The sequence below is a fragment of the Cerasicoccus sp. TK19100 genome (assembly GCF_027257155.1).
GTDB classification, from domain to species: Bacteria; Verrucomicrobiota; Verrucomicrobiia; order Opitutales; family Cerasicoccaceae; genus Cerasicoccus; species Cerasicoccus fimbriatus.
Genome location: NZ_JAPWDU010000006.1, coordinates 313091 through 337499 on the forward strand (window position 1 = coordinate 313091; position 24409 = coordinate 337499).

The 24409-nt window shown below is 57.1% G+C and carries 23 protein-coding genes; 10 read left to right on the plus strand and 13 right to left on the minus strand.

The features are described 5' to 3' along the window. Positions 1-45: 45 nt before the first annotated feature. Together O3S85_RS16310 and O3S85_RS16315 are read right to left on the minus strand one after the other, a co-directional pair. Complete coding sequence (locus O3S85_RS16310; RefSeq protein WP_269541786.1) at positions 46-504, minus strand: SET domain-containing protein-lysine N-methyltransferase; 459 nt, start codon at positions 502-504, stop codon at positions 46-48. A 2-nt stretch (positions 505-506) separates the two neighbouring features. Beyond that, on the minus strand, positions 507-1976 hold the full coding sequence (locus tag O3S85_RS16315; RefSeq protein ID WP_269541787.1) for a RimK family protein: 1470 nt from the start codon (positions 1974-1976) through the stop codon (positions 507-509). A gap of 62 nt (positions 1977-2038) precedes the next feature. On the opposite strand from O3S85_RS16315, the gene O3S85_RS16320 reads away from it, so the two are divergent. Beyond that, a complete protein-coding gene (locus O3S85_RS16320) occupies positions 2039-2521 on the plus strand; it encodes a GNAT family N-acetyltransferase (RefSeq protein ID WP_269541788.1) in 483 nt (160 codons plus the stop codon). A 151-nt stretch (positions 2522-2672) separates the two neighbouring features. On the opposite strand, the gene O3S85_RS16325 is transcribed toward O3S85_RS16320, so the two are convergent. The 3 genes from O3S85_RS16325 to O3S85_RS16335 all read right to left on the minus strand — a co-directional run bounded on the left by O3S85_RS16325 (position 2673) and on the right by O3S85_RS16335 (position 5903). Next, the gene (locus O3S85_RS16325; protein WP_269541789.1) at positions 2673-3836 is read right to left on the minus strand and encodes a serine protease; all 1164 of its coding nucleotides are present in this window, start codon (positions 3834-3836) and stop codon (positions 2673-2675) included. A gap of 80 nt (positions 3837-3916) precedes the next feature. Continuing rightward, a complete protein-coding gene (gene zwf, locus O3S85_RS16330; protein WP_269541790.1) occupies positions 3917-5470 on the minus strand; it encodes a glucose-6-phosphate dehydrogenase in 1554 nt (517 codons plus the stop codon). Positions 5471-5483: 13 nt separating this feature from the next. Beyond that, complete coding sequence (locus O3S85_RS16335) at positions 5484-5903, minus strand: YraN family protein (protein WP_269541791.1); 420 nt, start codon at positions 5901-5903, stop codon at positions 5484-5486. A 249-nt stretch (positions 5904-6152) separates the two neighbouring features. On the opposite strand from O3S85_RS16335, the gene O3S85_RS16340 reads away from it, so the two are divergent. Next, positions 6153-7160, plus strand: a complete 1008-nt coding sequence (locus tag O3S85_RS16340) for a glucose-6-phosphate dehydrogenase assembly protein OpcA (RefSeq protein ID WP_269541792.1) — start codon at positions 6153-6155, stop codon at positions 7158-7160. 49 nt (positions 7161-7209) lie between these two features. Then, entirely contained in the window at positions 7210-7953 is a 744-nt protein-coding gene (locus O3S85_RS16345; RefSeq protein ID WP_269541793.1) for a 6-phosphogluconolactonase, read from the plus strand. A gap of 121 nt (positions 7954-8074) precedes the next feature. Here O3S85_RS16345 and O3S85_RS16350 read toward each other — a convergent pair whose 3' ends face one another. The 4 genes from O3S85_RS16350 to O3S85_RS16365 form a co-directional block, all read right to left on the minus strand. Continuing rightward, entirely contained in the window at positions 8075-8425 is a 351-nt protein-coding gene (locus tag O3S85_RS16350) for a hypothetical protein (RefSeq protein WP_269541794.1), read from the minus strand. A 465-nt stretch (positions 8426-8890) separates the two neighbouring features. Then, positions 8891-9865 carry an alpha-ketoacid dehydrogenase subunit beta gene (locus tag O3S85_RS16355; RefSeq protein ID WP_269541795.1) on the minus strand — a complete coding sequence of 325 codons (975 nt, stop codon included), beginning with the start codon at positions 9863-9865 and terminating at the stop codon, positions 8891-8893. A gap of 18 nt (positions 9866-9883) precedes the next feature. Continuing rightward, entirely contained in the window at positions 9884-11032 is a 1149-nt protein-coding gene (gene pdhA, locus O3S85_RS16360; RefSeq protein WP_269541796.1) for a pyruvate dehydrogenase (acetyl-transferring) E1 component subunit alpha, read from the minus strand. Positions 11033-11131: 99 nt separating this feature from the next. Further along, a complete protein-coding gene (locus O3S85_RS16365; protein ID WP_269541797.1) occupies positions 11132-11638 on the minus strand; it encodes an NUDIX hydrolase in 507 nt (168 codons plus the stop codon). A 187-nt stretch (positions 11639-11825) separates the two neighbouring features. Here O3S85_RS16365 and O3S85_RS16370 point away from each other — a divergent pair, with 187 nt between their 5' ends. From O3S85_RS16370 to O3S85_RS16395, 6 genes are all read left to right on the plus strand, one after another. Continuing rightward, complete coding sequence (locus O3S85_RS16370) at positions 11826-12413, plus strand: hypothetical protein (protein WP_269541798.1); 588 nt, start codon at positions 11826-11828, stop codon at positions 12411-12413. A 94-nt stretch (positions 12414-12507) separates the two neighbouring features. Further along, positions 12508-14148, plus strand: coding sequence for a pilus assembly protein PilM (gene pilM / locus O3S85_RS16375; RefSeq protein ID WP_269541799.1), 1641 nt, complete (start codon positions 12508-12510; stop codon positions 14146-14148). 7 nt (positions 14149-14155) lie between these two features. Then, positions 14156-15253 (plus strand): Amuc_1100 family pilus-like protein, encoded by a 1098-nt coding sequence (locus tag O3S85_RS16380; RefSeq protein WP_269541801.1) that lies wholly within the window; start codon positions 14156-14158, stop codon positions 15251-15253. Between the two features lie 5 nt (positions 15254-15258). After that, a complete protein-coding gene (locus tag O3S85_RS16385; RefSeq protein WP_269541802.1) occupies positions 15259-16179 on the plus strand; it encodes a transcription initiation factor TFIID subunit 7 family protein in 921 nt (306 codons plus the stop codon). 70 nt (positions 16180-16249) lie between these two features. Beyond that, on the plus strand, positions 16250-19000 hold the full coding sequence (locus O3S85_RS16390; RefSeq protein ID WP_269541803.1) for a type II secretion system protein GspD: 2751 nt from the start codon (positions 16250-16252) through the stop codon (positions 18998-19000). Between the two features lie 107 nt (positions 19001-19107). After that, complete coding sequence (locus O3S85_RS16395) at positions 19108-19986, plus strand: 5'-3' exonuclease (protein ID WP_269541806.1); 879 nt, start codon at positions 19108-19110, stop codon at positions 19984-19986. A gap of 129 nt (positions 19987-20115) precedes the next feature. Here O3S85_RS16395 and O3S85_RS16400 read toward each other — a convergent pair whose 3' ends face one another. Further along, positions 20116-20844 (minus strand): response regulator transcription factor, encoded by a 729-nt coding sequence (locus O3S85_RS16400; RefSeq protein ID WP_269541809.1) that lies wholly within the window; start codon positions 20842-20844, stop codon positions 20116-20118. Positions 20845-20850: 6 nt separating this feature from the next. Then, entirely contained in the window at positions 20851-21327 is a 477-nt protein-coding gene (gene bcp, locus O3S85_RS16405) for a thioredoxin-dependent thiol peroxidase (RefSeq protein WP_269541811.1), read from the minus strand. Between the two features lie 139 nt (positions 21328-21466). On the opposite strand from bcp, the gene hisG reads away from it, so the two are divergent. Then, positions 21467-22330: an ATP phosphoribosyltransferase gene (gene hisG, locus O3S85_RS16410; protein WP_343218963.1), complete on the plus strand. Its 864-nt coding sequence runs from the start codon at positions 21467-21469 to the stop codon at positions 22328-22330. 176 nt (positions 22331-22506) lie between these two features. Here the strand turns inward: hisG and metX are convergent, their stop codons facing one another. After that, positions 22507-23649 (minus strand): homoserine O-acetyltransferase MetX, encoded by a 1143-nt coding sequence (gene metX / locus O3S85_RS16415; protein ID WP_269541816.1) that lies wholly within the window; start codon positions 23647-23649, stop codon positions 22507-22509. Positions 23650-23723: 74 nt separating this feature from the next. After that, the gene (locus tag O3S85_RS16420; RefSeq protein WP_269541818.1) at positions 23724-24182 is read right to left on the minus strand and encodes an SRPBCC family protein; all 459 of its coding nucleotides are present in this window, start codon (positions 24180-24182) and stop codon (positions 23724-23726) included. Positions 24183-24409 lie beyond the last annotated feature (227 nt).

The following is a 24409-nucleotide window of genomic DNA, read 5'->3' on the forward strand; positions in this document are numbered from 1 at the left end:
CATGCAGTAAAGCGATGGCGCAGGTTCACCGCTAGCTAAAAAATCTTACAGCAGCTTGGCGAGTGCGGTGGTGGTGGTGCGCAGGTTTTCGCGCCAGGGGAGACCGATGATGGGCTCGCCGGTTGCGGCGTCGTTAAAGGGCAGGCGTTCGCCGTCGCCCACGATCAGGCGGTAGTCCATGGTCAGCTCTTCGCCAGGTGCGATGTCGCGCAGCGCGAAGACAAAGCCCAGGTGCCAAAGGCCGTTGGGCGAGAAACTGTGGTTGATGTAGCACTCATCCGGCCAGTCGAGGCTGACGGTGTAGTAGCCCTCGAACCAGCGAACCGAGGCGTCGTCTTCCGGCGAACCGGGGCCAAACCCGTCGAGTTCGGCGCGGGTGTAAACGCGGTCAATCTTGTCTGGCGAGACGATCACGGTGCCAGCCTTGACCGGGCCTTCGAGGAAGAGACCTTTGCCAGCTTCCACGATGGTCGCGGTGTCGATGCGGTAAGGGGGGATGATCATCGTCAGGCGCGGGCAGCGGTGCTGTGTTCCATGCGGCGGAGGAATTCGCTCATCACGCGGCGGTAAAGCTCGTCGCTAAGCAGTTCGTCTTCGACGCCAGCGTCGATGCTGGGGTTGTCGTTGACTTCGATGACCATTACCTCGCCGTTGAGCTCCTTGAGATCGACGCCATAGAGGCCGTTGCCAATTGCCTTGGCTGCCTTTAGCGCGGCGCGCAAAACTTTGGGCGGCACCTGCCCGGGCGGGATGGCTTCGGAGCGGCCGGCGCGGGTGTTGCGCTGGCTGGTCTGCTTGTAGATTTGCCAGTGCTTGTGCGCCATGTAGTATTTGCAGGCAAAGAGCAGCTCGCCACCAAGCACGGTGATGCGCCAGTCGAAGTCCGAAGGGGTGAAGCGCTGGGCTACGAGTAGCTCGGACGACTCAAACATCGCCGTGGTTTCGGCCAGCCACTCTTCGCGGGTCTCGGCCTTTTTGACGCCCATGGAAAACGACGAGTCCGGCTTCTTGATGACGACCGGTAAACCGATCTGCGCCAAAGCGGCCTCACGCATATCCTTGTCTAAGAGGAAGGTTTGCGGTGTCGGAATTTTTAGCCGCGACAGCAGCTCGGCCAGGAAAACTTTGTTCGCGCATTTGAGGATCGATTGGGCGTCGTCCATCACCACGAGGCCTTCGCGCTCGGCCTTGCGGGCAAAGCGGTAGGTGTAGTGGTTGACGGCGGTCGTCTCGCGGATGAAGAGGCCGTCGAACTCCGCGATCTCGCCATAGTCGTCCTTGCCGAGCAGTTCGCACTCAATGCCCATCCGGCGACCGGCGTCGATGAATTTTTCAATCGCGCGCGGGTTGGAGGCCTTCTGCGCGGGGTCGTCCTTGTCGTAAAGAATGCCCAGGTAAAAGCGCGGCGGCGTCTTGCGGGGAGTGGTAGGCTGGCCTCGGGCAATGAAGCGCGCGAGCGCTTCGCCAAAGAACGCCTTGGAGCCTTCACCAATACCGGATAGCGGCAGCAGGTCCACGTTAGTCAGCGCCCAGCCGTCCGTGCCTTTGCGGAAAAACGCCTTGAGCAGCGGCGCGGGAAACAGATTAAAAATTTGCCGGCCCAAGCGCTCGTAAGCCTTCTCCTGTGTGCGGGAAAAGAAGACCTCCAGCTCGAATGATGTGCTGTCCTTGGGCAGGGAGCGCTTCATGGTTTCGTCGAGGTCGGCGGAAAGCAGGCGAATGATCGACGGCAGCTTGGTGTCCTGCACGGTGTCGATCGCGGGCAGTGGACGGTGGCGGCGCGCCTCGGCCACGAGCGAGACGTAGTAGCCCTTCGTTTGGTAGCGGTAGGACGCGCACAAATTCACCACGCGCGCGCCACGGCGGATCGCAATGGAGGGGTCAGTCAGGTAATCACGCGCCGTGACCAAGGAATCGGCGGGGAAGGTGGACGCCCATTTTTCAGGGCGATCGGTAACGAATAAATAAGGAATCATTGGGCCGACACGGTCGGTATTGCTTAATGCGGAAGAGTGAGACATCTTCTGCTGAATTCTCAATGAAAAATCACACTTCAGAGACGATCATTCGCGCCGGGGGGCCGGACGATTTTCAAGCGGTTCGCGAACTGGACCGGCAACTGATCGCGCATGACTTGCAGTTTGATGCATCACTGGATGCCGCGTGGTCGGAGTCCGAGGAAGCGGCGGAATTTTTCAATGCCCGGCTGGCGGACGACGGCGTTTGCTTTGTCGCGGAAAAGGACGGTCAAGTCGTCGGCGCGGCGCTGGGGTGCCTTGGCGAATGTGCCAGCTATCGGCAGGCGGTTTCCCTGGCCGAGCTGGAGACCCTGTTCGTGAGCCCGACCTTGCGTGGCGGCGGCGTCGGCAAACTCCTGGTGAGCGCCTTCCGTGAATGGGCCAAGGGGCATGGAGCGCAGCGGGTCAGTATTCGAGTATCTGCCACTAACCGAGACGCGATTGCGTTTTACGAGCGGCTGGGCTTCGCCGCGTATGATTTGATTTTGGAAGCAGACGCCTAAGGCAATGAATTGCGGAGCACTGGCGGAACGCGAACCTCTGTGTTCGCCTCCATTCTATCATTTTTTTAAAGAGTGACGGATAGTAAGCGAACACAGAGGTTCGCGTTCCGCCAAGGATCCGCTTCGGTTCCGCGTTCCGCCAGCAGTCGCCTTACAGCGCGCCGGTCGGCTCCAGCTCCAGGCGGAGAAAGGCGGCTTCACCAATCGGGGCAGCGGCGCGGGCCTGAACGGATTCCGTGGTCGCGTCGACGATGGTTGTGGAGATTGTCTGAGCCCCTAGGGCAATTTCTTCCCAAGGTCCGGTTGGGGTGGGGGCCTGATAAAGCGTGAAGGCGAAATCGTCCATGAAGCGCCGGCGGTTAAACTGAATCGTTGCGTATGGCTCGCCATCAATCAGGACGGTGCCCGAGGTGGGAATGCCTTCCAGCGTGCCATCATCCGGGTCCATATTGAAGCCGTATTCCGCGAGCAGGTCGTAGGAGTCGCCATCGACATCTGAGCTGAGCGAATACTGATCGTAGCCCGAGGCGTAGGCCTCGAAGTCCGAGTAGATGTAGCGATAAATGTATTCACGCAGACGCCAGACGCGGGTGTAGATCGCCGGTGGATCAACGGAGCCACATTCGTAACCAAAACTGGTAATGCCAGCCACGACCCATTCGTTGTCGATTGGTCTTTGAACGAGTAAGGGTCCGCCGCTGTCTGAGACGCAGGTGTCAACCTGGCCGTTATTGCCAAGTGCTGGCATCATGCGATCGGTCAAAGTGTAGAACCAGGCCTCGTTTGCTTGCTCGTAATTGAGAATCTCAATGTCGCCTTCCTGAAGTTGCGTCGGCCAGCTTGCCGGAGTCATTGTATATTGTCCCCAGCCAATGATGCGCGCCAGCGTGCCCTCGACCTGCCAATCCTCGTCGTCGGCAATGCCAATGGGTTCGATATCGGTGACGGGTGTTGCTAACCGCAGTAAGGCAATGTCGTAGTCTAACTCCTCATCGTCGTAGTTCGGATGAATGATGATTTGGCTGACATTCACGCGACGACCGCCGAAATCAAGGTTGTCGGTTCCAACCAGCACATTCATGGATGACGTGCTTTCGCCTCCCATGCAATGGGCCGCCGTGAGCACATAGTAGGGGTGGATGAGCACGCCGCCGCAAAATTGGGCCTGGTAGTTATCCGGATTTTGGCGCTCCATGATGCCGACCATCCACGGGTATTCGCCCGGCGTGGCATCTTTGCCGCCGACAATTTTCGGCATGATCTGGATATCATCCAAGCCCGAAGTGTCCTGCGCCGCGAGGGGCAGGGAAATCATCAGGGCAAGTGACAGGATTGCGCGCACGAGTTAAGAAGGATTAACCGGCGCGCCTATTCCCGCCATTGGATTGCACTGGGCTACGGACCGGCGCGACGCCATTCGTGCTTGCGCTGCCAGAGCAGGCGGTCTGCGGCCAGCGGACCCCAGGATCCGGAGGCGTATTCTTCGAGCCCCTTGCGGCCGCATTCGGCCCAGTGCTCGAGCACGGGTGTGTAAAGCTTCCAGGAGGTCTCGGTCTCGTCACCACGGATGAAGAGCGTGGAGTCGCCGACCATCGCATCGAGGATCAGGCGCTCGTAGGCTTCCGGGGTGTTCGAGCCAAAAGTGGTCGCGTAGCGGAAGTGCATCTTCACCGGCTGGGTGCGTGTTTCCAGACCGGGGATCTTGGAATTCATCAGCAGGGTGACGCCCTCGTCCGGCTGGATCTGGATGACGAGTGTGTTCGAGGCCAAGTCGAAGCGCGAAGGGTCGCTGAACAGGCTGCCCGAGGGCTGCTTGAACTGAATGGCGATCTCTGACACACGGCGAGCCAGGCGCTTGCCGCTGCGCAGGTAAAAGGGGACGCCCTGCCAGCGCCAGTTGTCGATGGACATGCGTAGCGCGGCGAAGGTTTCCGTGTAGGAAGTGTCCGGGATGTCCTTTTCCTGCATGTAGCCGGGGACGCGTTCGCCGTCGATGAGGCCTTCGCTGTATTGCGCGCGGACGACATCGCCATCGGGGCCGGTTTTCATCGGCTGGATGGCCTTGAGCAGTTTCACCTTCTCGTCGCGAATGTCCTCGGCAGAGAGGGAGACGGGCGGCTCCATCGCGGTCAGGGCGAGGAGCTGCATGGTGTGGTTTTGCAGCATGTCTCGGGTCGCGCCGGACTGGTCGTAGTAACCGCCGCGCGTGCCCACGCCGAGGCTTTCGGCCACGGTGATCTGCACGCACTCCACGTAGTTGCGGTTCCAGAGGGGTTCGAAAATGCTGTTGGCAAAGCGCAGCACCATCAAATCCTGGACGGTTTCTTTGCCCAAGTAGTGGTCGATGCGGTAGACCTGCTTTTCGTCAAATTGGTTGGTGATGATCTGGTTGAGCTCACGCGCGGTCGCAAGGTCGCGGCCAAAGGGCTTTTCGATGACGACCTTGGAGGCCAGGTCTGTGCCTTCGCCGTGTTTGGCCAGGCCGCTGGCACCGAGGTTTTCCAGAATCGGCTTAAAGACGCTTGGCGGCGTCGAAATGTAGAACATGAACTGCACGTCGCGGCCGAGTTCCTTCTCGATGCCGAGCATCTTCTCGCGCAGGTCCTCGAAGGCCTTTAGCTCGTCGTAACCGCCGGCGTGGTAGGCAATGTTCGGGCGCAGGTGTTGGAATAGATCGTCGTTGAGCGGACGGCGGGAGAATTTCTTCAGCGCGTCCTCGGCGTCGTTGCGGAAGTCTTCGTCGGGGATGGGCTTGCGGCCATAGCCGATCAGGTGGAAGTCGCGCGGGAGCAGATTGTCGAGGCCCAGATTGTAAAGCGCCGGGATCAGCTTGCGGGCAGTGAGGTCACCCGATGCGCCAAAAATGACGATCACCGTGGGCGGGGCACCGCGGTGCTTGCTCAGGCCTTGCAGAAAAGGGTGACGTTCGGAAGCGTCCGTATTTAACATAGTGAGTGGTATTTCAGATGAAGCTGTCTGGAAACAGCGAAACGTTCTCGTAGTGATGAATAGTCAATTCGTCGTCGTTGCCAAGCCTGACTTCGACAATATCAAATCTAAAATGTGCCGGTCGGGGGCGTTGTTGGCGCAAAAAGGCACGGCAGGCGCGCAGGAGACAGGCTTTTTTCTTCGCCGTCACACTGTGGTAACCGCTGACTTTGGCGCTGGCATTGCGGCTGCGCACTTCGACAAAGACAAACGTGGCCCCGTCGAGCGCGATGATGTCCAACTCGTCTTTGCCCGCCCGCCAGTTGCGGTGAAGGATGCGCAACCCCTTCTTTTTCAGGAGCTGTGCGGCCTTCTTTTCACCCAGCTGCCCACGCGCCGCCCGCTCGTTGGGAGCGTCCTTGGGCGTGATGAGCTGTCGCAGGCGTTGCAGCATAAAAAGTGATCATCTGACGGTTACCAAGCCGCTGACAAGGTCAAGTCGACGGCGTCGTCAGCAATGTTTTTCATGGGTGCGATGAGATTGATTTATGCCTCGTCGTTTAGGTTGCGTAAACCATTTTATGTGATGGAGCGTGGGGAAATTTATCGCGGGGGAGGGACGCGTGCGCCAAGAGCACTTTTTTGGCAAGAATCGTCCACAAATGCTTGTCGTCGGGTGGGTTATTGGGCTAGGCTATTATATATGACCACCGCCGAACCGCCTACTATTTTTGATGTGTTGCCCGGCCAGCAAATGCCGGTCTCCGAGGTTTCCCCGATGCTCTCCAGCATGTGGAGCTCCCAGTTCGATCCCAAGCTGGGTGCCGCGAGTGAATTTCGCGCTTCGCAGATGAACATCATCCTGCACCTGGGACTGAAAACCTCGCCCGAGGAGGCCAAGGAGCGGTTCGACGCGGCCATCGAATTTGGGCAGAAATATCCCTGCCGCATCGTCGTGCTTTGCCCGATGGGCCGTGAGCGCAGCGACCGCCTGCTGCAGGGTAAGATTTTCAGCATGTGCTACATTGGCGAATCCCTGCGCGACCAGTGCTGCGTGGAGGCCGTCATCCTCGGCTACCCGACGCGTGAGGCCGGTTTCCTGAGCAGCCAGGTGTCGATCTGGTTGGAAAATGACTTGCCGACCTACCACTGGTTTAACCGCATTCCCGCCGAGCGCATCACCCAGATGCACATGGATTTCGTGAAACGCTGCCGCCGCGTCATCTATGACTCGACCGTGGAAATGGAAGACGCCAACGACCTGACCAGCATCGAATGGCCGCGCCCCGAAGGCGTGATCGATCTGGCCTGGGCGCGCTTGCTGCCCGTGCGCCAGTCGCTCGGCCAGCACCTGAGTTCCATTGAGCCTGCCCGCCTCATCGACGGCCTGCAAAAAGTCGAGGCGCGCGCCGTCGCCACCCACAAGGGCGAGGCCGCCAACCTCGTGAAATGGTGCCGCGAGTGCCTTACCAGCTGCACCAAGGATAGCCAGTTGGACGTGGAATTCGTGACGGGCAATTGCCCCGACGAGCACGCGCTCGAACTGGAGTGGACCTACAGCAATGGCCACCACCTGCTGTGGACCCTCAACGCCGAAGGCCACGGTGCCCAGATCACGGCGGACTTCGGCCTTGGCCGCACGAGCGCCCCAATGCATGTGGAGCTGCTCTCCGGTGAGAAGGCCCTCGCCGAGGCGATGTTCTTCGCCTAACGCCCCAATTTGACCAATACCCCGACAGTCAACCCCAACTTCCGTTGCCATGAAGACCTTTGAAACCAAACTGGGTCAGGTTCACGTATTGCCTAAAGAGGCGCTCTACGTGGAGACGATGCGCCTGATTAAAAACACTCTCAAAAATGCCAATGAGGAGGTTGTCATCGGGCTGACCGGCGGCTCCACCCCGCGCGCCTTCTACGAGTGGGCGGCCAACCACCAGGCACTCGCCTCCACGCTGAAAGACCGCGTGGTCTGGGCGACCAGTGACGAGCGCTGCGTCCCTCTGAACGACGACGAGAGCAACTTTGGCCACGCCGACCGCGGCCTGCTGCAACCCCTGGGCGTGACCGCGAACTATAAAATGCCGTGGCCCGTCGAGCTCGCTCCCGAGGCCTGTGCCGACGAGTTTAACCACCGCTGGAACGAACGCTTCGGCGCGCACCGCGGGTTCGACATCTGCTTCCTCGGCATGGGTGGCGACAATCACACCGCTTCGCTATTTCCGCATTGCCCGTTGATCGGCGGCCAGCGCCACGAGAACTTCGCCGCCGTCGAATGGCCAGGCAAAGGCTGGCGCGTAACGATCACCCCCGAGGGCTTTTCCCGCTGCAAGCAGATCGTGGTCACCGTCCGCGGCGACGCCAAAGAGGAGGCAATCTTTCAAGCCTTCCATGGCGACTTCAACCCGCGCGAAAAACCCGTCCACCTCCTCCGCGCCCACGCCCACAAAGTCGTCTGGCTCCTCGACCCCCCCGCTGCCGAAGGGTTGGATTTGGATATGGGGTAAGGCAGATTCGGTATAGCTATCTGTTGAAATCGGTTTATCGTATGTTAGCCTCTGGAATGTGAGATGGCATGATCCTCCAAGGGGCGCGCAGTTCTATATTCTGACTGATTCAAATTGTCGTTTATTCAGTTAGGAAGAAATACCAATAAGATCCAAATAGGCAGCCAGCAAAAATAATCAAAGCCAGCAGATTGGTTAGATTAATACTCTTTTTCAAATCTCCCTCAAAGAAGGAACTACTCTGATTGCTACGCTCATGCGGCCTGATTGCAGGAATCATTAACATGAGCAACAGACCCAGGAGCGAGGCAAGAGATGCGTACAGTGTGAATACTGTAGCAAAAAATAGGAAGATAAGCATTAACACGGCATACATCGTGGTGATTGGATGCGGCCATGAATCATTTACCATGTAAATGACATTAAATATTAATAAATGATTTACCGCTCCTGCCGCAGCCAGCCAAAACATCGTAACATAGAATCGAGGTGCCTTTCGACTGTGCCAAACTATTGAAAACCACATTTTCAGAAGGAATGTGATGTGATGTCTGGTGTTTGTGTGATTCATCTGAGCAGCGTAGTTAATTTTCTGCAACCTACGAATGACGCAAGCCGTCGGTGCGTCCCTCAACTTAGAATATGATGTGCAAGCGCTTATTGGTCAAGGTTTCCAGATGATACAGGTGATTTGAGGATATGTTAACTTGTGGAACGCTGGTAACTCCTTGAAATCGTCGGTTGGCCTTTGCTCTCTTCGCTGCCTTCTGTTCAAAATAATAGGCCTAGTTGGCCGCTCACGCGCATGCGCATGCCCCATGTTTGTTTGCATGTCTTCCCGTTCTTTCCGATCTTCCTGTTAAATCGTCCATCTAATCCCCAAACAAAAAAGCCCGGCTCTGAGGCCGGGCTTGGTGTTGCAAAGTAAATTTCGCGGTTAGCAGATCTTGAGCACCTTTTTGACCACGCGGTCGGCGTCGGGGATCTGGATTTTTTCCAGCGGCATGGAGTAGATTTGTGGCGCGTCGATGGTCGATACGCGCAGGATCGGGGCGTCGAGGTAGTCGAACGCTTCTTCCTGGATGATGCTGGTGATCTGGGCACCTACGCTGGCGAAGGGCTTGTTCTCTTCCACGTAGACGACGCGGTTGGTCTTCTTGACCGTGGCGAGAATGGCCTCGACGTCGAGAGGGCGGATCGAGCGCAGGTCGAGGACCTCGGCGTCGATGTCGTATTCCTCAGCCAGCTTGCCAGCGGCTTCGAGCGCGGTGATCGCGGCGCGTCCGTGAGCGATCAGGGAGATGTCTTTGCCTTCCTTGAGGATGTTGGCCTTACCCATCGGGATCAGGTATTCCTCTTCGGGGACTTCCCACTTCTGGCCGTAGAGCACAGTGTTTTCCATGACGAAGACCGGGTCGTTGTCGCGAATGGCGGTCTTCATCAGGCCTTTGGCGTCGGCTGCATTAGAGGGGCAGACGACCTTGATGCCCGGGTGGTTGGCGCAGAGGTTTTCCGGCGTGTGGGAGTGCGTCGCGCCGACATTGGTGCCGCCGTTGGCGGGACCGCGGACAACGATGGGCACATTCATCAGGCCACCGGACATGTAACGGCAGAAGGAGCCGTTGTTGAGTAGCTGGTCAAAGGCGACGTAGCAGAAGCTCCAGAACATGAACTCCATGACGGGGCGCATGCCGAGCATCGAGGCACCGATGCCCAGGCCGATGAAGCCGGCTTCGCTGATCGGGGCGTCGACGAGGTGCTTGTCCCCGTATTTTTCCCACAGGCCTTCGGTGACCTTGTAGGCACCGTTGTATTGGGCGACTTCTTCGCCCATGACGAAGACATTCGGGTCGCGCTCGATCTCTTCGGCGAGCGCTTCCTTGATGGCTTGGCGGTAAGTAATTTGTGGCATTGCTTGTAAAATCTGTGGTTACTTGTCGTAGACTCCGCCGTCTTCGAAAATGAACCGGCCTTGGTTGAGTTCGTCGATTTGCGGGTCCTGGCCCTTGTTGTCCATGCTCCAGTAGGTATCTTCGAGGATGGAGGTTGCGGGCGGGAAGGGGGACTTATCGGCAAATTCGGCCGATGCAGTGGCTTCTTCCATTGCGGCCTTGTCGATGTCCTTGGCCGACTCTTCGGTCAGGACGCCCTCTTCGATGAACTGTTTGCGGGTCAAGGTGATTGGGTCCTTGTTCTCCTTGTAATCCAGAATCTCGTCCTTGGAGCGATACTTTTCGTGGTTCGCGTCAGCAACGGAGTGGCCGCGGTAGCGGTAGGTAAAGACTTCCAGGACGGTCGGGCGGGATTCCTCGTGGGCGCGCTTGATGGCCTCGTAGGTCTTGGCGCGGACGTCGTAAAGGATGTTGCCGTTGACGGTATCCCAATCCATGCCGTAGGCTTCGGCGCGCTGGGCGAGGCATTCCGGATAAGCCGAGGAGCGGGCCTGGCTGGTGCCCATGGAGTAGGCATTGTTTTCGATGATGAAAATCACGGGCAAGTCCCACAGGCCGGCGAGGTTGTAGGCTTCGTGGACCGCGCCCTGGTTGATCGCGCCATCACCCATGTAGGCGAGGCAGCAACCTTTTTTACCCTGGCGCTTCAGTGCAAAGGCGATGCCGGTGCCGAGCGGGATCTGGCCGCCGACGATGCCGTGGCCGCCCCAGTAATTCTTGTCCGGCGCGAAGAAGTGCATGGAGCCGCCCTTGCCCTTGGAGCAACCGGTGTGCTTGCCATACATTTCCGCCATACACTCGTTCATGCTCATGCCGACGGCCAGCGCGTGACCATGGTCACGGTAGGCAGTGATGACGTGGTCGTCCGCGCCGAGCAGGGAAATGGTGCCCACGGCGCAAGCTTCCTGGCCTTCGTAAAGGTGGAGAAAACCGCCGATTTTACCCTCCTGGTAGGAGCGGAGGCTACGGCCCTCGAAGCGTCGGATGCGCACCATGTCGGTGTACAAACGCACTTTTTCTTCGTCGGTCAGGCGTTGGTTGATCTCCAGCTTGGCCAGCTCGTGGACGTCGACGTCCTGCCAGCGCTCAGCTTTCTTTACTGATTTGGTTTTCTTTTTGGCGGTCACGGTATGGTGATCGTTCGGATGAGTGTATCGGTTCGAGTGGTGTATTCCCCGCTGTGTTCGACAGACGAATTATTCGGGAAAGCGGCGCAGTTTCGCACACTACAGGGATTGTTCAACCACAATTTCTAAATCCCGGTCGGGATGGCAATCAGCGCGCAGCGCAATGAAGCGCTCGCGGTGGGAGTCGTAATACGGCCAGACGAGCTGGTGGTCCGTTGGTGGAATCGCAAGGTCATTAATTTCCTCACGTGTGTAAAAAGCGAACTGGCCCTCATCGATTTCGGCGGGCAGGGCAGGGATGGGCTTCTTGCAATCAAAGAGAAACATGAGCCAGTGGCCGTTGCCCTCGAAGCCTTTTTCTGAAACGTAACCGAATAAATGCAGGTCGTTGGTCGTGATTTTCAGGCGGACTTCCTCCTCGACTTCGCGCACCGCGCATTCGAAGGGGGACTCGCCCAAGGCCATCTCCAGCTTACCACCGATAGGGCTCCAGCAACCGTAGTTGGGCGCTTTGCGGCGCTCGATGAGCAGCAGGCGGCCGTCATTTCCCCGCAGGAAAACGAGCACGCTGATTTTAAAAGGCAGTTGGTTGGCGGTAATTTCCACAGCAGTCAGGGAATGCGACTCACCGCCTAAGGCAATGTTTTTGAATATTTTCGCTAATACGGAGGCCTCAATTAGGTAAATATTCCCCAAACACTTGAATCTCTGCGTTTTCTTGTTGATTCGCATCGGTGATTCTCTTTTACCATGCTGGATGCATCCCCGTTTACCTTCTCTCTTTATCTTAGTTTTGCTAATTCTCGCCGGCTCGGTCACTGATGTGGCCGCTCAAGCTGACCGCGTTGAAATCAAAAATGTGAAGTTCGGTGCCAAGGAGCGACCCTGGGGCGACTACATGATTGAGATCGACGTCGAGGCCAAGGGTAACCCGAAAAACGACCCGTCGGTGATCAACCCGAACTACGTGGACAACATCAAGGTGACGCTGCTCGTCGGCTATCCGCACCCGGATCGTCCCGCTTCGGCCCGCGAATTTATCTTCCACGAGGCTTCCGTGGTCATCGCTACGATGGAAACCAAGAAGTCCCGTAAAATTGCTTTCTGGATTCCTTACGACATCGCCCAGCGCGACAACCTCAGCAAGGAGCCGGAATACTGGGTGATTGATCTCGCTGTAAACGATCAAGACATCCCCGTGTCAGCGGAGAACATCAGCAAGCGCGCTTCGCGTAACCTGAATATGCAGTCCCTGTCTTCGATGAAGGGCATCGCCGGTTCTCCCACCCAGGGCATCATGCTGCCGGGCTACCTCTCCGGCAATGGCTACCGCGAAAGTGGCACCGATCGCCCGCCTTTTGTCAGAATTGAAGAGAATTAACTCTTTGATAGTGATATACCTTACCGCGCGCGCTGGTTTTGAAATATGCTTGCGCAATCTTTAATCCCTATTCAAATGGCCCCTTTCCTCGTTCATGAGCGCTGCTAAGAAACTGATTATCAATTGTGGAGCTGGTCACGTGACCGCCTCTGTCTTTAGCGAACGCAACAACAGTTTGGTGTTGGAAAGCTTCGCCCAACAGGACCTCGAATACGACCTGACCGAGGAAACCGAGTGGTTGCCTGTGGTCATGGACGCCGTCCGCAACGTCAAAGGCCGCGTCAAAGGCGGTGACAAGGCGACTCTGATTGTCCCCGGTTACCAACTGCTGACCAAGCTGATCAATGTGCCGCATGTGGATGAGTCCAAACGCGCGCAGATCATTGCCTTCGAAGCCCAGCAAAAAATTCCGTTCCCGCTCAATGAAGTCGTTTGGGACCACCAGGTGATTGCCGATGACGGCGTCGAAACTGAAGTGGTCGTCATTGCGGTGAAGAGTGAGGTGATTAACGGATTCTGCACCGACCTTCGCAAGCAGGGCATTACGCCTCTGGATATCGAGGCGGCTTCGATCCTTGATTACAACGCCTACAAGTATTGCTACCCGGGCGACGAAGAGGACACTCTGCTGATCAATATCGGTGCCCGTTCCTCGAATCTGCTCTTCATTAATGAGCTTGGCTTTTTCATTCGCAACATCACCCTAGGTGGCAACACGCTTACCCAGAACCTTGCGGACAGCCTTGGCAAAAACTTCGTGGACGCCGAGCAGATCAAGATCGCGTTCTTCTCTGGCCAAACGAGTATGGATCAGGACGATCCGAGCGCTCAGGTGCTGCAGACCAACGCCCAGAATTTCCAAAAGAAGCTTAGCCAGGAAGTCACCCGTTCCATCGTCAACTACCGCCGCCAACGCGGTGCCGCTGCGCCAAAGCGCATTTTGCTGACGGGCCGCGGCTCGCTGCTCCCCGGTTTGGCTGAGCAACTGGAGCAATCCCAGCGCATGCCGGTGCATTTCTTTGACCCGGTTGCGAGCCTGGAAGTTGGCTCGAATGTAGATGCCGTTTACCTCGAAGAGCACCAGCACGTGCTGAGTGAGGTCGTCGGTGAAGCTGCCCGGATGATTGATGCCGAGGCCGTCAGCATCAACCTGCTCCCGCAGCAGCTCGCTGAGAAGATGCGCTTCGCCAAGCAAAAGCCGTTCATCCTGATCGGTGCTGCTTGCCTCGCACTGGCTACCGTGCCCCCGATTTTCGGCCAAATGCAGGCCAAGGCGGCCTACGAAAAGGAGGCGCGCCAGCTGAAGACTCAGGCACCGCCTCTGCAAAGCTTGCACACGGAGATCGTCGATCTTCAGGCCCAGGCAGAATCGCTTCGTGATGACATCGGCGACCTCGAAAGCCTGGTCAATTCGCGCTCGAACTGGATCGCATTCTTTAGTGACTTGCAGGAGCGCTTGCAAGCCGTGCAGGATGTGTGGCTGGAAGACCTCAAGCTCGACCGCGCCGCCTCCGGCAATCTCGACCTCTCCGGTCGTCTGCTGATCAAAAACTGGAATCCGTCCGAGCCGACCGCAAGTTATGATCAGGCCTACCAGCGTGTGAACAAGCTGCTCGAAAGTTTCAAAGCATCCGAATTTATTAGCGATGTGAAAGACCAGAACTTCGATGACAGCGACCCACGCATCCTCAAGTTTGACTTCTCTCTGGTGATCAACCCCGAACGACCCCTTTAAGCCCAATATGAATAAATTGAAACAGAACCCGGTATTCAGCGCGCTGCTGGCGCTGTTCATACTACTGTTCATCGGCGGGATAGTCTACTTCTTCATGTTGCAGGAAGAAGTGGATAAGCAAAAGAAGGCTGTTAAGTCGGCCGAGTCACAGCTGAACGCTGCGCTGTCCTTGCAGCCCGCTCCCACGCAGGCCAATTTGGATGCCGCCAAGGCCAATGTCGAGGCGCTGACCAAGGCCCTCGAAGCACGGGTGGACTCAACTTACGGTAACAAGCCAGACATGCTGAAGGTCGAAGCACCGACTAACGGCACGCAGATGCTTTTCCAACTCCGCGCTTACAGCAACGAATTCGCTCAAGTCGCCAAACGCACCATTCCGGTCGAGTTTACCGACGAGCAGATCGAGAAGAAGAAGGCAGCGGGCGAGCCGATCCCGTCGACCTCGATTCCGGAGAACTTTGCTTTTGGTTTCAGCCGTTACATTGATTCCGGTAAGCCACCCGCTGACAGTGATGTAGCTATCATCAATCAGCAAAAAGAGATCCTTACCTACATCTTGCGCAAGCTGTTCAATACGCGTCCCAAGGGTATCGTTTCAATCAGCCGCGCTCCTGTGGAGGTGACCTCGTTGATGGAGGCTCCGCAACAAACGGGCAATCGCCGCACGCCTAATACGGCCAGCGATGGCATGAAGAAGGATGAGTTCCGCATTGGTGTTGAAACAGCCGCTGTCGAAGGTGCGGTAGAAACCTTGCCCTTCAAAATCGTCTTCACCGGATACACTGAGAATCTGCGCTCTTTCCTCAAGCAGATCGAAGAGTTCGAAGTGCCACTCGTGGTGCGCGCCGTGGAAGTTGTCCCGCTGGAAAGCAGCGTCAGCTCTACGGCCTCAACGACGAAGACTGACCAACAGGATATCTTCAGCCTGTTTGGCGGTGTCCCCGAAAAAGAGGAGACGGAGGAGTCCGCAGAGCCTGAGCGTGAGCCGATTGTGGCGGAAAACGTCTCCGAATTTACTGTTGTTCTCGAATATATCTCGGTTGACCTCACCAAGGATGAAGCATCCTCCAATCAGGCCATGCTCGACGGAGAGGAGGCATATTAATCCCCATGAAAGCTTTTTACGATAAAATCATCCTCGCCGTCGGAGTCATCGCCCTTGCTGGCAGCGGCGCATACTACGCCACGCAGCAAGCGGAAGTAGAAGCTTCCGTGACCAAAACGCCATTTGGCGAAGGTTACGAGAATCTCACCGCAGATAAGTTTGAGTCGTCGACTGCTGTCTGGGTGGACCCTGTTGCCCAGGATGACGATGGTCGCGAACTATACGATGTATTCACTCCGCCGAAAATCTGGTGGGACGAAGCGACCAAGACATTCATTTTTCAGCCACCCAAGGAAGACGAGCCGATCCCGCCTTTTGGTTTCCGCTTTGTCAGCATCGAGCGTGAGCTGTTCCGTGTCCAGTTGGAGGCATATTTCGAAGCGCTGTCCGGTGATTTCGACGACGCGACCGTTTCGCTTTTCAACTACGATACCAATCAGGCTTTCCGTGGTAAGGTCGGCGATCGCTTCCCCGAGCACCAAGTCGAGATCATGGACTTCGTGGTAGAAAAGGTCGTTGATGAGCAGGGGCTGATCAGCCGCGTGCCCAGCGTGACGATCAAAGACGAAGTCAGTGGTGAAAACATCGTGCTCACCACTGCCGAGCGTCTTTACATCCCCAATTCTTACTTCTTGAAGTTTGAAACTTTGCCGCCATACCCATCCCGCACGATTGAGTGGGAAGATGCGGGCCAAAGTGAAGAGGTTGGAGATGTAACGTTCAAATTACTTGACTTTGATTTTGACAACCAATCGGCTTCTATCGAGAAAACGTTTGCTGATGACACTCCAACTGAAACTAAAACCTTAACCGTTGCACCAGCATCCACCGCTGCGCCTGAAAGCACGGTTGATGACCAATCCCCCGAAGAAAATGAAGCACAGGATGAAAATTCCAGTGTTTTTGACAGCTTTTTTCAAAATTAAGTGATACTCCTAAATGCTAATTTGATGACCAACGTGCGTAGTCTCGCCGTTGCTTGCTAACTTAAGAATCATGAAACGACTCCGGAAACTCCATCGCTTCGCCTCTACTTTCGCCGCTGCAGCCATCGTCGCATCGGCGTGCCTCAGCGTGACTGAGGTCCATGCCCAGAGCAGCGAAACTCAAGAAAAAATCCGCCTCATGGCGTCCGCACTCCGCGCTCGTGAGTCCGGTGAGCTCATGACGGCAAAAGCCAATCTGGAAGAATTGCTCCGCAAGAATCCGGATGACCAGAATGTGCAACGCCTCCTCGATTCCGTAAACAAGGACATCGAGCGCCAAAGCGCCGGACAGCCCACCGTTTACGGCCAGGCTGCAGGCATTAGTGATTTTCAACCGGCCGCCACGACCGTAACCGACGGCGCAACCGTGGTCACCATGACCAACGCGGACGGCACCGAGACCACCACCGAAGTGATCCTCACTGGCGGTGATGACGTGGATTACCTGATGGCCGCCGCCGCCACCGAGCAGCAAGCCGCCATCGCCCGTGGTGAGCAAGCTTTGGCTGATGCGGAAATCCTCGTGGAAAATGGCCGTGCTGACGAAGCCGACGCCATCTTGGCCGCTGCCCAGCAGTCCATTCCAGAGTCCACCGCGACCGAATTCATCATCGAAGACCTGCGCACCGCACGCGGTGACATCATCCTCGACGCTGGTAACAAGGCGCTGAAGGAAAACAACGCGACCGCCGCTGAAGCCGCTGCTTTGGCTTACCGCGATACTCTTGGCGAGGACGAGCGTCTCGCAAAGTTTGAGAAGAAGGTTAAGAAGCTTCAGAGCAACCCATGGCGTCAAGACCCCGAGGTGCTGAGCCCGGACTACGTTGCCAAGGTGAAGACCAATGACGAAACGCTCGTTACCGCACGCTCCATGATGCTTTATGGTGATTACGAAGGTGCGATGAGCAAGCTTCGCGAAGTTGAAGCCCGCGACCCCACCAATGCCGAAGCAAAGGCTCTCCAACTGGAAATTATGCAGCAGCTTGGCAAGTCCTCATGGCTTGACCACGGCAAGACCCGTGATCAGATGCTTCAGGAAGTTTCCCGTTCCTGGCAGCGCCCACAGGTTTACGACCTGGATGCAGGCCCGAATCAAGAAACGGGTGAAGATCCGATCGTTGCAAAGTTGAAGTCGATCTACATCCCGCGTGTCAGCTTCTCCAATGTGCCGCTATCCCGCGTTATTGAAACTCTGTCCGAACTTTCCGTCGAATATGATCCCGCAGTGGATGCCGCTGCCAAGGACCGTGGCGTCAATATCGTTCTGCTGAACACCGGTGGCCGCGACCCGATGGTCAATATCACCCTTCGCAGCCTTTCCCTGGACCGCATCCTGGACTTCACCACGGAGTCCGTTGCTTTCACCTGGGACATCAGTGACGAAACAGTGATCGTTTCTCCCGGCGGTGATAATTCAGGTGGCCTGATGGAAACTGAGTTCTTCCCGATCTCCCGTCAAATCATCATCCGCCTCACTGGCGGTGGTGGCACTGGTGGCGGTGGTGCCTCTGCAGTCAGCGACCCGTTCTCCGCTCCAGCAGCTCCGACCGGTCCTAGCGGTGGTGACGAAGAAGAATCCATCCGTGACTTCTTCAGCCGTGCTGGTATCAACTTCGAAGAGCCGGGCGCGAGCCTCGTGTTCGACGGCACTCAGCTGATCGTTACTCAGACTCCGAAGAACCTCGAGAAAATGCGCAACATCCTGCGCCGCTACGACCAAACCAAGCAGGTTGAAATCGAAGCGAAGTTCCTCGACGTCATTCAGGGTAACCTCGATGAACTCGGCTTCAATTGGACCGTATCGAATCCGAATAATCCACAAGATAAGTTTATTGGTTCCAGCAACCAGACACTTGCCAACGTATTCAGCACTCAGACTGAAGACTCCTTCATCAACGTTCGTCAAACCGGCTTCCCGGACACGACTTACGATGCCGGTGCTCCTGCGATCCCCAATGTTATTGACTTGGGTGCCGCTGGTGGCGTGATGGGCTCCTTCATGGGCATCATCGAAGGTGTCGATGTTAGCGTGAGTGTGAACGCTCTGGCTCGCCAGGAAGGCAGTGACCTGCTCAGCGCTCCGAAGCTGACCGTTCTTTCCGGCCGCACCGCTCAGATCGTCGTGGCTCAGGAACTTCGTTACCCGGAAAACTACGGTGATATCGAAGCGGAAGTTTCGCAAGCTGGTGGTTCGATCACCACCGGTGGTGGCTCGGCTGCGGTTGCGATTACCGCGGGCACGCCGCAAGACTTCTCCGTCCGCAACGTTGGTGTGGAAATGGAAGTTACGCCGACCGTTGAAGAAAACGACAACATTTCGCTCAAGCTTGAGCCGCGTGTTACCGAGTTCGAAGGCTTTGTGGAATACGGTGGCCCGTCCATCGCGATTGCCTCTGGCACCACGGTTACGGTTCCCTCCGGTTTCTATCAGCCGATCTTCTCCACCCGTGAAGTCCGCACCGAAGTCACGATCTTCGACGGTGCTACGGTGGTTATCGGTGGATTGACCCGCGAAGAAATCAAGACCATCGAAGACAAGGTCCCGGTTCTCGGCGACATTCCATTCCTCGGTCGTCTGTTCATGAACAAGGGTGAAACCGCTCAAAAGCGTAACCTCCTGATCTTCGTGACTGCCAACCTGATTTCCCCCGGGGGCTCGCCCGCACGCCAAACGATTGGCTCGGTTGAAGCCAACTCGCTCTTCCAGAGCCCGGTTGTGGTTACTCCCGGTGGTGGCGTAGGCCGCTCGATCTCCGAGTAAGTTAAATCAAACTTTTCAGTCCCCAGTGCTTGAGCGCTGGGGACTTTTTTTTGCCTTCAAACATTACATGCTGGCGGGCGAGGCTTTACGCGACTTTCCTTGATGGTATGAGCAAAATCCTCCTCGTTGACGGTTACAACATCACGTTTCGCAGCTACTATGCGCTGCCCGATTTGACTCGCTCTGATGGCCTTCCGACGGGTGCGCTACACGGTTGGATCAAGGCGATGTGGAAGCTCGAAGACTTGGAGCAGCCGGACATTATTGCCGTCTTCTTTGATGAAGGGGGCTCTGACCGACACCTCGCAATCTTACCCGATTACAAGGCTAACCGCGACGAAACGCCAGAGGCGCTGGAGCAGCAGGTGCCGCTGATTCGTGAGCTTACGAGCCTGTTGGGCTATCCCGTGCGCTCACAGAGGGGCATTGAGGCCGATGACCTGATAGGCTCGGCGGCGCGTATCTTGGGAGAGCAGGGGCACGAGGTCGTCATTGTCAGCGCCGATAAGGACTTGGCCCAATGCGTGGGCGGCAACGTGACACAGCTTTTGCCGGCACCTACGGCGAATCCCCGCATCGGCTGGCGTAAGCTGGACGCCGAGGGGGTGACGGAAAAGTTCGGTGTTGCGCCGGAATTGGTGGTCGATTACCTCGCGCTTATTGGGGACACCTCGGATAACATTCCCGGCCTCAAGGGTTGCGGTCCGAAGACTGCGGCAAAGTGGCTAAATGAATTTGGGTCTTTGGAAAACACCATCGCCAATGCTGCCGACATCAAGCCGCCGCGCTTTCGTGAGCAGTTGCCTGCATTTGCGGATGACCTGCGCCGAAACGTAAAGCTGGTCACGCTAGACACGAGCTTTGATTGCGGACAGATCGAACGCGCGCCGGTGGAAATGCGCAAACTGGTCGACTTCCTGGAGTTGATGGAGATGAAACAATCCGCCGACCAAGCCTACGAGCGCTATGGCTTGGGTTTGGGTTAGTGTGATGCTACAAATTTTCGGGCGAAAGATACCCGCAACACGCCCGAAAGTTTGTCCTACTTTCGACCGACATTTTTAACAATTACGCCCGAACCTCTGTGGAACTTCGGGCGTAATTGATCTGGCTCCTTACTGCGGGTCGTAAATGTAACCGACGCCGTGGACGGTGCGGAAGATGTCCGTGTTGCACTCGTGCGCGGAGAGCAGGTTGCGAATCTTAACCACGTATTGGTCCAGCGAGCGGCTGCGGACGTCGGCATGCACGCCCCAGACGGCGTGGATCAGGCTACGGCGGGTCAGCACGGTGTTCGGGTAAGAGACCAGATAGGAAATGATACCGAGCTCTTTGCGACCGATTTTCTCGCTGGCACCGTCGGGGAACTCGATCTCCATGCGGGTCGGGTTGACGCTGGCACCACAGAAATCGAACGGTTTTTCGGTGATCTCGACGTTGTTGGTGATGTGCTGGTCCTTGGCCGTCTCGGTGCGGCGGAGCACAGCCTTGATGCGCGCAGTTAGCTCGGGCAGGCTGAAAGGCTTGGTCAGGTAATCGTCGGCACCGAGGTCGAGCCCCTTCACCTTGCTGACTTCCGAGTTGTGCGCGGTTACGAAAATGATCGGCACCTGGATGTTGTGCTGGCGGAGTTCCTCGATGAGCTGGAAGCCCGTCGTATCCGGCAGGTTTACGTCGAGCAGCATCAGGTTGGCGTGGTTGCTCTTGAGGAAGCGGATGGCGTTCTCACCCCGGTGAAACATCTGGGGCAGCATGTCTTCGGTCTCAAGATGGTCGGCCACCATCTCGGCAATTTCCTTTTCGTCTTCGCAGATCAGGATCAGAGGCTTGGCTTCTTTCGGCATGATAAGTTAGGTGTGTGCTTGGGCGTCTTGGAGGACTTCAGCGGCGTGTTCTTCCGGTTTTACTTTGGGATAGGTTTTGAGCACCTTGCCATCCGGGCTGACCAGGAATGACATGCGGTGGATGCCTTCATACTCCTTGCCCATGAATTTCTTCGGGCCCCACACGCCGAATGCCTTGACCAGCGTTTGGTCGGTGTCGGCGGCGAGAGGGAAGGGGAGGCTGAATTTTTTTCGAAATTTCTCGTGCGAGGCGTCGTCATCGCAGCTAACGCCGATCACCGTAATGCCGGCCTTGGTGAAATCTTCAAAAATATCACGGAAGGCGCAGGCTTCCTTGGTGCAGCCCGGGGTGTCGTCACGCGGGTAAAAATACACCAGATAGAGACCTTTTAGCTGGTCGGTGTGGCCTTCGGTGCCGTCCGCATAGCGAAAAGCGAAGCCGGGCGTTTGGCTGCCGGGAGATAATGGAGTGGGCGCTGTCATACGAAAAATGGAGTCGCCAGAAGGCGATTTCAATGGAGCCTATTCGCCCCAATGCCGATGGCAAAGCAAAATTAGCTTGTCTGCACGGCCTGAGGCGGTTTGTCATGCGTTTATTGTGACATCCGAAAAACCTCTCATCATGCTGGGTCTGCCGAAGGGCAGCCTGGAAGAATCCACCCTCAAGCTGTTTGGCAAGGCCGGCTACCAGATCGCGAAAAGCTCGCGCTCCTACCGCCCGTCCTTTGACGACCCACAGCTCGACGGCCGCTTCATCCGTGCGCAGGAAATGAGCCGCTACGTCGAGAACGGCTTTTTTGATTGTGGACTCACCGGGCATGACTGGGTGGTGGAGAACGGCTCCGACGTTGTCGAAGTCTGCGACCTCATCTACAGCCGCGCTTCCAATGTGAAGAGCCGCTGGGTGCTTGTCGTTCCGGAAGCATCGTCGGTTCAGTCCGTCAAGGACCTGGAGGGTAAGCGCATCGCCACGGAGGTCACCAACATCGTGAGCCGCTATCTGGCAGACAACGGCGTGAAGGCCGAAGTTGAGTTCTCCTGGGGTGCCACGGAGGTGAAGGTTCCGGAAATGGTCGACGCGATCGTGGACCTGACCGAGACCGGTAATTCCCTCCGCGCGAACAAGCTGCGCATCGTTGATGTGCTGCTGGAAACCAACACCAAGCTCATTGCGAACAAGGAAGCCTGGGCCTGCCCGGAAAAGCGTGCCAAGATCGAAAGCATGGCGCTGCTGCTGACCGCTGCCCTTGAGGCAAACAAGAAAGTCGGCCTCAAGCTGAACATCGAAAAGAGCAAGGTGCCGGACATCCTCGACGAGTTGCCCGCGCTTCGCAACCCTACCATTTCCCAGCTCACCGACGAAAACTACGTCGCGCTGGAAGTTGTGCTCGACGAAAAGGTGGTCCGCGAGATCATCCCGAGCCTCAAGGCCCACGGTGCCGAAGGCATCATCGAGTATCCGCTGAACAAGGTTGTCCCAGATTGATCCGTAGCATTGGCGTCCCGCCTTTGCTGTATACTCCGAAACATTTGCCGATTGGGCAAATGGGCTGAATTACGCTGGAGGGCGGTGCTTCGTCACCACCGTCAATTTGCCCCTTCGCAATTTGACTTAGCTAAGGATACGCTGCGGCGATGACGAAGCATCGCCCTCCAGCTACCTCACCGCTTCTTCAGGAACTCGCGGATGAGCTTTTGTAGCTCGGGGGCTTCGACGAGGAATGAGTCGTGGCCGAGGTCGCTGTCGATCTCGGCGTAGGTGGCGTGCTTGCCGCAGCGTAGCAGGGCGTGCGCGATGGCGCGGTTCTGCTGGGGCGGGAACAGCCAGTCCGTCTTGAAGCCGATGACGAGCGTGCGGCATTGCACGGCGTCGAGCTTTTCCTCCAGGCGGCCGTTTTCTCCGTAGAGGTCGAAGCGGTCCAACGCCTTGGTGAAATACAGGTAGGTATTGGCGTCGAAACGGTTGACGAAGGTCTTGCCCTGATAGCGCAGATAGCTCTCCACTTCGAACTCGATGTCGAAGAGTTCACGGGCGTCGGAGGAGCGCCTGCGGCGGCCGAATTTGTCGTCCATGCCGCGGTCTGACAGGTAGGTGATGTGGGCCATCATGCGGGCGATGGCCAAGCCGACGTGTGGGCCTTTGCCGTCTTCGTAATCGCCGCCGCGCCACTCGGGGTCCTGCATGATCGCGCTGCGGCCCACCTCGTTGAAGGCGATAGCCTGCGCGTTTTGGCGCGCGGTGGTGGCCATTGGGAGGGCCAGGCGCACGGCCTCGGGAAACTCGATCATCCACTGGAGCACCTGCATGCCGCCCATGGAGCCGCCCACGACGGCGTGCAACTGCTCAATGCCGAAGTGCTCGATGAGGTGCTTTTGCGCGCGTACCATGTCGCGAATCGTCACGACAGGGAAGTCGAGGTTGTAGTGCTTGCCGGTTTGCGGGTTGACGCTGGCGGGGCCGGTGGAGCCCTGGCAACCACCGAGGCAGTTGGCGCAGAGCACGAAATATTCGTTGGTGTCGATGGGCTTGCCGGGCCCGATCATGTTGTTCCACCAGCCGGTCTTGCGGTCATTCAGGTCGTGGACGCCGGCTGCGTGGTGGTCGCCGCTGAGGGCATGGCATATAAGGATGGCGTTGCTGCGCTCTGCGTTCAGGCGGCCGTAGCTTTCGTAGCGCAGGGTAAAGCCGGGCAGCGTGCCGCCGCCTTCACAGGTGAAGGGTGCGTCATGGGTGTAGTCCTGCCACTCGACGAGGCCGACTTCGCCCGGGATCTCCTTTTCGAGAATGCTCGCTGCGTCATTCATGCAGGCGAATGTTTTAGCGGCGCGGCGGGATGCGCAAGTTCAATTAAGCCTTGGGTGGCTCTTGAGAAATAGGATCACTCGGTGGCCTGGAGTAACTTGGGGATGACCTCGTTGCGATGCCGGAAAATGCCTTCGACCTGGCGCTTAATTAGCGGGTAGGCGATGTCGCCCAGCGGCGTGAAGGGCAGTTCGTAGCGCACGTAGTCAATGATCTTCGTGCGGCGCGGGCCCAGCTCCTCAAAGGTGTGGCGGTGGATCCAAGTCTTGTAGGGCCCCTTGATCTGCTCGTCGACGAATTCATGTGGCGGGTCCCAGACGGGGATCAGCGTGCGCCAGCGCATCGGAATGCCATGCAGGCTGATGCGGTAGTCGATGACGACGTCCTGCCGCATCTCGATGGGCAGCGGTGTCAGGATGCGGAAGCCGAGATTGTCCGGGGTGATCTTTTCCAGATTCTCGGCATAGGCGAAAAACGCGAACACCTCCTCGCGCGGGAGGTCCAGGGTTAGTTCGGTCCGGATGGAGTGCCACATGGCTAATACCGAAGCCACTAATGGAAGTTTCGCAACTCAGGCCAGATGACAAAATGGGTCCACTCCAGCTGTTATTTAACCACGAAGGACACGAAGCGCACGAAGACCACTGCAAAGTTTTTTTAACCACGGAGGGCACAGAGATACGGAGAAATGTTAGCTCCATTCCTCTGTGCCCTCCGTGGTTTTAATCAGTTGGCCTATCCTTCGTGCGCTTCGTGTCCTTC

What these genes read in the sequence shown, in the direction of transcription:
- O3S85_RS16400 (WP_269541809.1), bottom strand. Translation starts at nt 20,844, where the DNA reads ATGCCGAAAGAAGCCAAGCCTCTGATCCTGATCTGCGAAGACGAAAAG.
- O3S85_RS16320 (WP_269541788.1), top strand. Translation starts at nt 2,039, where the DNA reads ATGAAAAATCACACTTCAGAGACGATCATTCGCGCCGGGGGGCCGGAC.
- O3S85_RS16385 (WP_269541802.1), top strand. Translation starts at nt 15,259, where the DNA reads ATGAAAGCTTTTTACGATAAAATCATCCTCGCCGTCGGAGTCATCGCC.
- O3S85_RS16335 (WP_269541791.1), bottom strand. Translation starts at nt 5,903, where the DNA reads ATGCTGCAACGCCTGCGACAGCTCATCACGCCCAAGGACGCTCCCAAC.
- bcp (WP_269541811.1), bottom strand. Translation starts at nt 21,327, where the DNA reads ATGACAGCGCCCACTCCATTATCTCCCGGCAGCCAAACGCCCGGCTTC.
- O3S85_RS16395 (WP_269541806.1), top strand. Translation starts at nt 19,108, where the DNA reads ATGAGCAAAATCCTCCTCGTTGACGGTTACAACATCACGTTTCGCAGC.
- O3S85_RS16345 (WP_269541793.1), top strand. Translation starts at nt 7,210, where the DNA reads ATGAAGACCTTTGAAACCAAACTGGGTCAGGTTCACGTATTGCCTAAA.
- O3S85_RS16355 (WP_269541795.1), bottom strand. Translation starts at nt 9,865, where the DNA reads ATGCCACAAATTACTTACCGCCAAGCCATCAAGGAAGCGCTCGCCGAA.
- O3S85_RS16325 (WP_269541789.1), bottom strand. Translation starts at nt 3,836, where the DNA reads ATGATTTCCCTGCCCCTCGCGGCGCAGGACACTTCGGGCTTGGATGAT.
- hisG (WP_343218963.1), top strand. Translation starts at nt 21,467, where the DNA reads ATGCTGGGTCTGCCGAAGGGCAGCCTGGAAGAATCCACCCTCAAGCTG.
- O3S85_RS16390 (WP_269541803.1), top strand. Translation starts at nt 16,250, where the DNA reads ATGAAACGACTCCGGAAACTCCATCGCTTCGCCTCTACTTTCGCCGCT.
- O3S85_RS16350 (WP_269541794.1), bottom strand. Translation starts at nt 8,425, where the DNA reads ATGTTTTGGCTGGCTGCGGCAGGAGCGGTAAATCATTTATTAATATTT.
- O3S85_RS16340 (WP_269541792.1), top strand. Translation starts at nt 6,153, where the DNA reads ATGACCACCGCCGAACCGCCTACTATTTTTGATGTGTTGCCCGGCCAG.
- O3S85_RS16420 (WP_269541818.1), bottom strand. Translation starts at nt 24,182, where the DNA reads ATGTGGCACTCCATCCGGACCGAACTAACCCTGGACCTCCCGCGCGAG.
- pilM (WP_269541799.1), top strand. Translation starts at nt 12,508, where the DNA reads ATGAGCGCTGCTAAGAAACTGATTATCAATTGTGGAGCTGGTCACGTG.
- O3S85_RS16315 (WP_269541787.1), bottom strand. Translation starts at nt 1,976, where the DNA reads ATGATTCCTTATTTATTCGTTACCGATCGCCCTGAAAAATGGGCGTCC.
- O3S85_RS16380 (WP_269541801.1), top strand. Translation starts at nt 14,156, where the DNA reads ATGAATAAATTGAAACAGAACCCGGTATTCAGCGCGCTGCTGGCGCTG.
- zwf (WP_269541790.1), bottom strand. Translation starts at nt 5,470, where the DNA reads ATGTTAAATACGGACGCTTCCGAACGTCACCCTTTTCTGCAAGGCCTG.
- metX (WP_269541816.1), bottom strand. Translation starts at nt 23,649, where the DNA reads ATGAATGACGCAGCGAGCATTCTCGAAAAGGAGATCCCGGGCGAAGTC.
- O3S85_RS16310 (WP_269541786.1), bottom strand. Translation starts at nt 504, where the DNA reads ATGATCATCCCCCCTTACCGCATCGACACCGCGACCATCGTGGAAGCT.